This window comes from Candidatus Latescibacterota bacterium (assembly GCA_019038625.1).
GTDB lineage: Bacteria > Krumholzibacteriota > Krumholzibacteriia > Krumholzibacteriales > Krumholzibacteriaceae > JAGLYV01.
In genome coordinates, this window is record JAHOYU010000060.1 from 1 (window position 1) to 7,901 (window position 7,901).

Sequence of the window (7,901 nt, forward strand, 5' to 3'; positions counted from 1 at the left end):
GCATTCAGGCTGTATCTTACCGCGCACTTCAGATATCAGGTGTCTGGTCGCCGGACCGGCAGAATTCATATTGCCGGAGCCTTCACCCGGGAAAAGGATGTGTGCCATCCCTCCCGTTCCTGTCTCCCGGTGATATATCATAAGAGCCACACAGGAACCAAGAATCGTATTCAACCTCTTGGGAGCGACCCCGGTCATGACCTGCCCGATCGCCACATACTGGTCATCTCCGGTCGCGATATCTTCCAGATCGTTCATCCTCATACTCCTGCTAGTTCGCCCGACAGAAGATTCGTCTCAATCTGTCGTTTATTCGCACCTCTCTTGCGGAGAAGCTCCGATATATCTATAATCAGGATCACCCTTCCGTCCCCCATGATCGATGCGCCTGCGACTCCGTCGACATTCAGGAATTCGTTCTTTATATTCTTGATTACGATTTCACGTTCTCCGACCAGACCGTCGACGATGATTCCCGTCAATTTCCCAAAATTATTTATCACTACCACGTGAAAAGTCTCTCCTGGTTCTTCTCCATCCATTCCAAGAAGCTTTTCCAGGGTATGAAGCTCGATGATCTCTTCTCGCATCTTGTACAATATGCTGCCGCCATGGCCTGGATGGATGTCGGTCCGATCGATAAGTCTTATCTCAGACACATTCGAGATAGGAATGGCAAAAACCCTGTCACCACTGCGGACAAGTAATCCCTGAATGATCGCGAGAGTAATCGGGACCCTCATCGTGACCAGCGTTCCCATACCGGGTTTGGACGCAATATCCACGGCCCCACTCAACATCTCCACCTCTCTCTTGACGACATCCATCCCGACCCCTCGCCCGGACCTGGTCGTAACCGTTTCGGAAGTGGATAATCCCGGCCTGAAAATAAGAGCAAGCAACTGGGCCTCGTTCATCCCGATAATCTCCCCGGGAGTCACGACACCTTTCTCCAGGGCTTTGGCTGTCAGCTTCTTCGTGTCTATTCCGCGACCGTCATCCTGGATTTTAATCACTATCTGGTCATATTCCTGAAATGCGCTTACTTCAAGCACCCCTTTTTCTGGTTTTCCTGCTTTTCCCCTTTCTTCCGGAGCCTCGATCCCGTGATCGACAGAATTGCGTACAAGATGCATTATCGCCTCGCGGATTCCGTCTACCAGCTTTTTATCCAGCTCAGTACTTTCACCTGATATTCTGCAATCTACAAGCTTGCCCGTTTCCCGGGCTATCTCTCGAACGACAAGAGGAACACTGTTGAATATGGAGCCGACCGGGACCAGTCTGCTCTTCATAATGCTTTCCTGAATCTCATTGATCACGCGCCCCTGTTCCTGCATACTTTCAAACAGGCTATCCAGATTTTCTGATTCTTCATTTTCCAATCTTGCCCGCATGATCAGATCGTGATTTCTCGTCCGGTTCGTCACCAGCTCTCCCACAAGATTCATCAGGATGTCGAGTTTCTGAATATCCACCTTGATGAATTCCTTGCGTCTTTGTGTATCCACATTCTCAGACCGTGCCTGTGCAGGTCGGGATTCAGGATCCTTCGTCGCGGACGCTTCATGATCCTGATCGGATCCGGACACCGGAAGACCCGTCATCACGATTTCCGGTTCAATGAGTGGCGGCTGATCCCCGGCGACAGTGGAATCCTTGTCGTCGATATTATTATTTTCCCTGTCCGCCTTTTCGTGATCCTCTTCGTTGATAAAAGGCCTGTCTTCATTGATACCGTCATTCTGAAAAAGTTCGGCGAGTCCTTCCCTGTCGATCCTGTGTATCTTTGCTGATCGGCCCTTGGCCCCCTCGACAAAACCTCTCATTGACGATTTATTCTGTTCTGCGAGGACGAGCATATCGATCCTTCCATCAAACTCTTCCTCCAGATATTCTATAGGTGGAACTGAAACCAGCAGACGAGTGTTCAGATCGAGTTCCCGTATCACCATCATTGCTCTGGCAACCGGCATTGAGCTTTCAAGCTGAAATTCCAGGTTGAGATGATAGAGTGAAAGATTTTCAGGACTGTCCAGGATCTCATCGACTTCCGTTCTCGAAAGCATCGACAGAAGCATAATATCAGAAACCTTGCCGATCCCTATCCTGCTTGCGGCCATCTCTTTTTCATCACCAGTAGGTGATATGGGCGGCGCCACGGACCGGGTGGCGGCCTTCTCTCTATTGTCCGATTTTTCGCTCTTCACAGATCGCGCATCAATGTTTTTCATCGATTCCTGGATGATGGCTGTTATCTCTCTCAGATCTCTTCCCTTTTCCTCGCCACCATCCCTGATATCATCGAGCAGGATGCGAAAGATATTGTGACTCTTGAAGATAGCATCCATCGCATCGTCACTGATCTCGATTTCGCCACTACGCACAGAGTGAAGCAGGTTTTCAAGTTCGTGAGCAAATGAGGATATCTGACTGAATCCCATAAAGGAGGATGATCCCTTGATCGTGTGGATCACTCTGAACAGCGTGTTGAGAAGTTCGATGTTACGGGGATGCTTCTCGATCTCGACCAGGATCTCTTCCATCTGGCTGAGCATTTCGTCGGTATCTTCAAGATACGTTATGATCAAGGCGCTCGACGATGTTCTCAAGACCGGCCCTTTCGATATATATTATTACCAAGATGCTCCAGTCCGAATTCTGAAGCATCTATCATCTCACTATGTCCGAGAATGAGATAGCCACCCCTACGCAACGAGGATGACATCCTTTTGACGATCTTCCTCTTTATCTGATCTCCGAAATAGATGATCGTGTTTCTGCAGAAGATCACATCGGCAGACTTGAACTGTCGCCAGTTTTCATGGATCAGATTGAATTTTGAGAATTTAACCGTCCCGGCTATCCTGGGAAGGATCCTGTAACCCCCGTTTTCCTTGATAAAATAACGGTCCAGATAGATAGGTGGCACTGTCTTTACATCGCTATCGGGATAATATGCTTCGACGGCTTCTTGCAGCATTCTGGAGGAAATATCTACGGCATACAACCGCACAAATAATCTCTGATCGAGAGAGAGATCCTCGTTCACAAGCATCGCGACCGAATAGATCTCCTGACCTCTGGAGCTTCCCATGGATAATATCGTGACATGATTCCCCATCCCCACCCTGTTTTCCACAAGATCGGGCAGGACCTTTTCACGGAAACAATCAAACTGCGCTTCGTAACGAAAAAATGAGCTCTCGGAGATGACTATCTCCTCGAACAGAAATTCCTTCTCATTGCTTCTCTTACTCCTGGATTCCAGGAGTTCCCTGTATTCCGGGATTGACTTCAGCCCAAGCTCTTTCACTCTCTTGAACAGCCTGTTGTACATGAATACATATTTGTTCTCACGGATCTGGATGCCGGTCTCAGTTTCAATGAATCTGCGGAACCAGTTAAAATCCTTCCGGCAGAGTTCGGAGATTTCTGTCATCTCAGTCGATACAGGCAGCACTCCCACTCCTTCACGCTTCAGTTCCCTGTCCCATCAGCATCTCTATCGTCGATTCCTCGGCGAAGATCTTCTCCGTATCGATTAGGAAAACTAGTTTTTCCTCGACCTTGCCGATGCCGCTGATAAATATATTCTTCTCTGTGATCGTGGATTCTGGCGTATCGGAGATATCATTGTATGGAATCTCCAACACATGATGGACCGAATCTACCAGCATTCCGAGCAGCGATCCCTGATACTCGATGACTATAACACGGCTGTCCTTTGTCACATCCACAGCGGGCAGCCCCAGCCTTTTTCTGAGATTCATTACCGGAATCACGCTGCCCCTCAGATTGATCACGCCCAGAATATATTCCGGAGCTCCAGGCACTTCTGTTATATTCTGAACTCTGTTGACCTCGTGAATATATCCAATATCCTGGCCATAACATTCCTCGCCAAGCCTGAAATTCACACACCTGAACGGACGTGATTCATTGTTGTTTTCTTTTTCTGCCATACTCGACACCTCTCGAAGAGACATTACTTGCTACAAGTGATTTCGTCTGGAAAGGGTGATTACTTTAGCGAGTAAGAGCCTTGCAGAAAATTAAGTTCTGACTTGGGGGAGGAGTTAAGCCCGATTACCGGAACGACCCGTGTTTATTAAAAAAAGCGGGAGTGAGGAAAACAAAAAGATTTATGAAGAACATCACAAAAAACGAAAGCTGGCCATACTTGCAATAGAATGTCAACTTGTCGGCAAGCCTCACCGGCACCTGCAGTATCCCTTTTTTGTCGAGTCCTATCTTCCCCTTTATCCGGCCTACGGGATCGACTGCCATCGAAATACCCGTGTTGGCGGATCTTATCATGGTCACACCGTTTTCAATGGCCCGCAGTACGGCGGTCTCGGAATGCTGCAGGGGTCCTCGTGTGCTTCCAAACCATCCATCATTGGTAATGTTAACCAGAAACTCAGCGCCGTGTTTGACATATCTTCTCGCGAAGTCGGAAAAAGTCGATTCGAAACAGATCAACGCGCCGAACTTCCCTCCGGTCGTGTCGAACACTGTCTGCTGCTGGCCCGGCTTGAAATTTGCCTGCCCGAAATCCATCTTCTCCAGCGAAGGAAGAAACTGGCTGAAAGGTATTCTTTCCCCGAATGGAAGGAGGTTGACCTTGTGGTACTGGGAACGGAGGACGCCAAGAGAATCAATCAGGCCACAGGCGTTGAAGGAACGCCACTTTCCTCCATCCTGAACATGATTGATATAACCGATGAACAGATCGGTATGCGAGGCCACCGCGATCCTCTTGAGCCAGGTCCTGTAGCGAGTTGAATGGCTTATCGATACTGGCGCCGCCGTCTCCGGAAAGATCACAACATCAGGTCTCGAAGCCGCCGCATCCATGGCCATATTTTCTATCTCTGTGAAGATCGAATCCCTGTATTCCGGCTTCCATTTCATTTCAAGGTCCAGGTTAGGCTGTACGATAGCAACATTACTGTAACGGGCAGTGTCACTGGTGCTGTCCAGGTTTGAGATCCGTGCCGCGCCATACCAGAGATGTGAGCCGATCAACAATACCAGGCATGTCAGGGACCAGACTCTTCCCCTGTTGGACCTGTAGAAAAATACGAAAGTGATCAGGACATTTACAAGGACGAGGATCATCGAAAATCCGAAAGGGCCATAGAAGGAAAGGCCCTGCATCGCTATCGGGTAGGGAACGAGAGCGCTGGACACAAGCCCCCAGGAAAGAGCCATTTCACCTGTGGACCGCATGAATTCTGTCAAAGCCCAGAATGCCGGCGCCACGAAAAGTGCTCGCGGCCCGAATCGTTTCACGAACCAGGCAAGGGCAAGAGAGAAAAGGGCCGGAAAACAGGCAAGATAGAGGGTCAACAGTATGAATGCCGGAAACATGACCCATGACATATTTATCGCTGACGCAGGTATGAGATTCGTTATCCAGAACAGAAGGACAACGAAAAAAGACAGGCCAAAGAAAAACCCTGTAAAAAACCCCCGTTTAAGAGCTCCTGCCCGCCAGTCGAGTTTGGGAAACGCTACAAGAAAATATCTCAGGATCGGCACAAGGGCCACAATAGCCAATACCCTTGTAGGAAACGGAGGGAAAGACATGGCCAGGAGAATACCCCCCAACAACCCCGCAAGGAGCTCCTCTCTCCACCTGAATATAAAGGAACCTCTTTTCAAGAATTGCCCTCCCTGGCTCTGTGTCCGCTGCAGTATAATATTTATGCCCGGGATGAGGCAAGGTGAATGTACTCCCCACCCCGACACACACAAATCATCGAACACAGCGGCCTGATACCTGGTACCCGGAGCAGCGGACCATGCCACCGGAAAAACATTGAAATACCGGCATCCATATGATACAATTCTCTGGTAATAACAATTATCATTTTATTGAATAAATCCACCAGGCGTTCCGGGTATCAGTTCTGGAGTAGATTCATCATGAGAAAATTCTGCCTTCTCAGGTCGTTTCTGACTGTCAGGATCATCCTTGCTCTTGTCTTATTTCTGGCCGTCATCTATCTGACGGTCCCCGGGTCCGATCTTCAGGCCCGAAACCCGATCAAAAACACATTCTTTTCCATATATCCAACAGCCGAAGGTACCGCGCTGGACGATCTGCCAAGTAACGGCAGTCATTGCGGAGTCTGCCATTTTGATTTCGGCGGAGGCGGGCAGAGAAATCCCTACGGCCTTGCTATCGAGATCGGCCTGAACAACGGGCTATCTAATACCGATGCGATCCTCGCGGCACACGACCTCGACTCGGACTCGGACGGATACAAGAATTACATCGAGATAACTGATGTTGTGAACTTCTCCAACACTCCGACATTTCCCGGACTGTATGAGGGAAACAAGGACAATGCACTCAACGTCGACATCGTAGACATAGAACCCTACCTCACACCTGCGGGTGCGACCGATATTATCGCTCCGACCGTTGATATGATAGATCCCGATGGAGGGGAGATCCTCCCGGCCGGTTCATACTACTCCATCAACTACACAGCTGACGATGCCAGCGGAGTGTCGCATATAAACATCTATCTTTCAGATGACGGAGGTGCGACCTTCAAGCAGGTAGGAAAGAACGAGCCTGCAGGCACCGGTTTTTCCTGGTTCGTACCTAATTATCCTGGAGCATCCAACAGGATAAAGGTCGAAGCGGTTGACAACGCGAGCAATCCCGGTTCCGACGTCAGCCTCTCCGATTTTTCGATCACTGCTACTCCAGCTGGATATGTTCCCTCCACACTCAGGGATATGGACATGACCGGCACTCAGCCTCATGAAGGCGCGATCCTGGAAGACCCTGACGTCTCCTGCGCCACATGCCATGGTAATTACGATGAGGCTGCCGAACCCTGGTACAACTGGCGGGGAAGCATGATGGGCCAGGCGGCCCGGGACCCACTGTTTCTGGCCTGCATGACCATTGCCGAACAGGACGTTCCTTCGGTGGGCGACATCTGCATCAAGTGTCATTTTCCCGGAGGATGGCAGGAAGGAAGATCTGTCGATACAAGCGGTGAGATGCTTACCGTCCTTGACAGGCACGGAGTCCAGTGTGACTTCTGCCATCGCATAGTCGATTACGACTATGTAGAGGGTATCAGCCCCGCCGCTGACCCCACAGTGCTTTCCACGGTAGATCCACTACCACTTCAATACGCCAACGGCCAGTTCATCAACGATCCCGGCCCCGTCAAGAGGGGCCCATATTCGGACGCCGAGGCCAGTCACGCTTTCGTCGAGTCGCCTATTCACAGATCGGCAGATCTGTGCGGAACCTGTCATGATGTGAGCAACCCCGTTTTCGTCAAGATCTCCCCGGGTGACTATGCTCCTTCCGCTTTCGACGAGGAGCATCCCGACATGGAGATCAGGAATATGTTGCCGGTCGAACGGACCTACAGTGAATGGACCAGGAGCGAATATGCTGCATCAGGCGTCTATGCTCCCCAATTCGCGGGTAACAAAGCGGACGGAATAGTATCTACCTGCCAGGATTGCCACATGAGGGACACCTACGCCAAGGGAGCAAACGTGACGGGCGTCAACGACCGTGCGGACCTGGCGATTCACGACCTGACCGGCGGGAATACATTCGTTCCAAAGACGATCTCCGCATTCTTCCCCGACGAGGTAGACGAAGCTCAGCTTAACGATGCTATCTTGAGAGCCAGATCGATGCTGCAGAAAGCTGCCAGCCTTGAAGTGATCCCCGAAGATTTCGGAATATCTATAAAGGTGACTAACGAGACCGCGCACAAACTGCCTTCCGGATATCCCGAGGGAAGAAGGATATGGCTTAATGTCAAAGCGCTGGATGTGAACGGGCAGGTCATTTACGAATCTGGACAATACGATTACAATGAGGCCCTGCTTCTCAAAGACTCCCAGAT

General features: G+C 50.1%; 6 protein-coding genes. 1 reads left to right on the forward strand and 5 read right to left on the reverse strand.

Annotation, left to right across the window (positions count from 1 at the left end; translation table 11 throughout):
• From KOO63_04320 to lnt, 5 genes are all read right to left on the reverse strand, one after another.
• Positions 1-258 (reverse strand): hypothetical protein (locus KOO63_04320; GenBank protein MBU8921029.1); only part of this gene is annotated, 258 nt, incomplete at its 3' end.
• Positions 259-260: 2 nt separating this feature from the next.
• A complete protein-coding gene (locus tag KOO63_04325; GenBank protein ID MBU8921030.1) occupies positions 261-2,612 on the reverse strand; it encodes a chemotaxis protein CheA in 2,352 nt (783 codons plus the stop codon).
• Positions 2,609-3,463, reverse strand: coding sequence for a hypothetical protein (locus KOO63_04330; GenBank protein MBU8921031.1), 855 nt, complete (start codon positions 3,461-3,463; stop codon positions 2,609-2,611). Before KOO63_04330 ends, KOO63_04325 begins: the two co-directional genes overlap by 4 nt.
• Positions 3,464-3,473: 10 nt before the next feature.
• Positions 3,474-3,965 carry a chemotaxis protein CheW gene (locus KOO63_04335; protein MBU8921032.1) on the reverse strand — a complete coding sequence of 164 codons (492 nt, stop codon included), beginning with the start codon at positions 3,963-3,965 and terminating at the stop codon, positions 3,474-3,476.
• Positions 3,966-4,089: 124 nt separating this feature from the next.
• Entirely contained in the window at positions 4,090-5,670 is a 1,581-nt protein-coding gene (gene lnt / locus KOO63_04340) for an apolipoprotein N-acyltransferase (protein MBU8921033.1), read from the reverse strand.
• Positions 5,671-5,934: 264 nt separating this feature from the next.
• Here lnt and KOO63_04345 point away from each other — a divergent pair.
• A partial coding sequence (locus KOO63_04345) for a cytochrome c family protein (protein MBU8921034.1) occupies positions 5,935-7,901 on the forward strand: 1,967 nt, incomplete at its 3' end.

Excerpts from the sequence above, each read along its gene's own strand:
- KOO63_04335 (MBU8921032.1), bottom strand. The coding sequence starts at position 3,965 with ATGGCAGAAAAAGAAAACAACAATGAATCACGTCCGTTCAGGTGTGTG.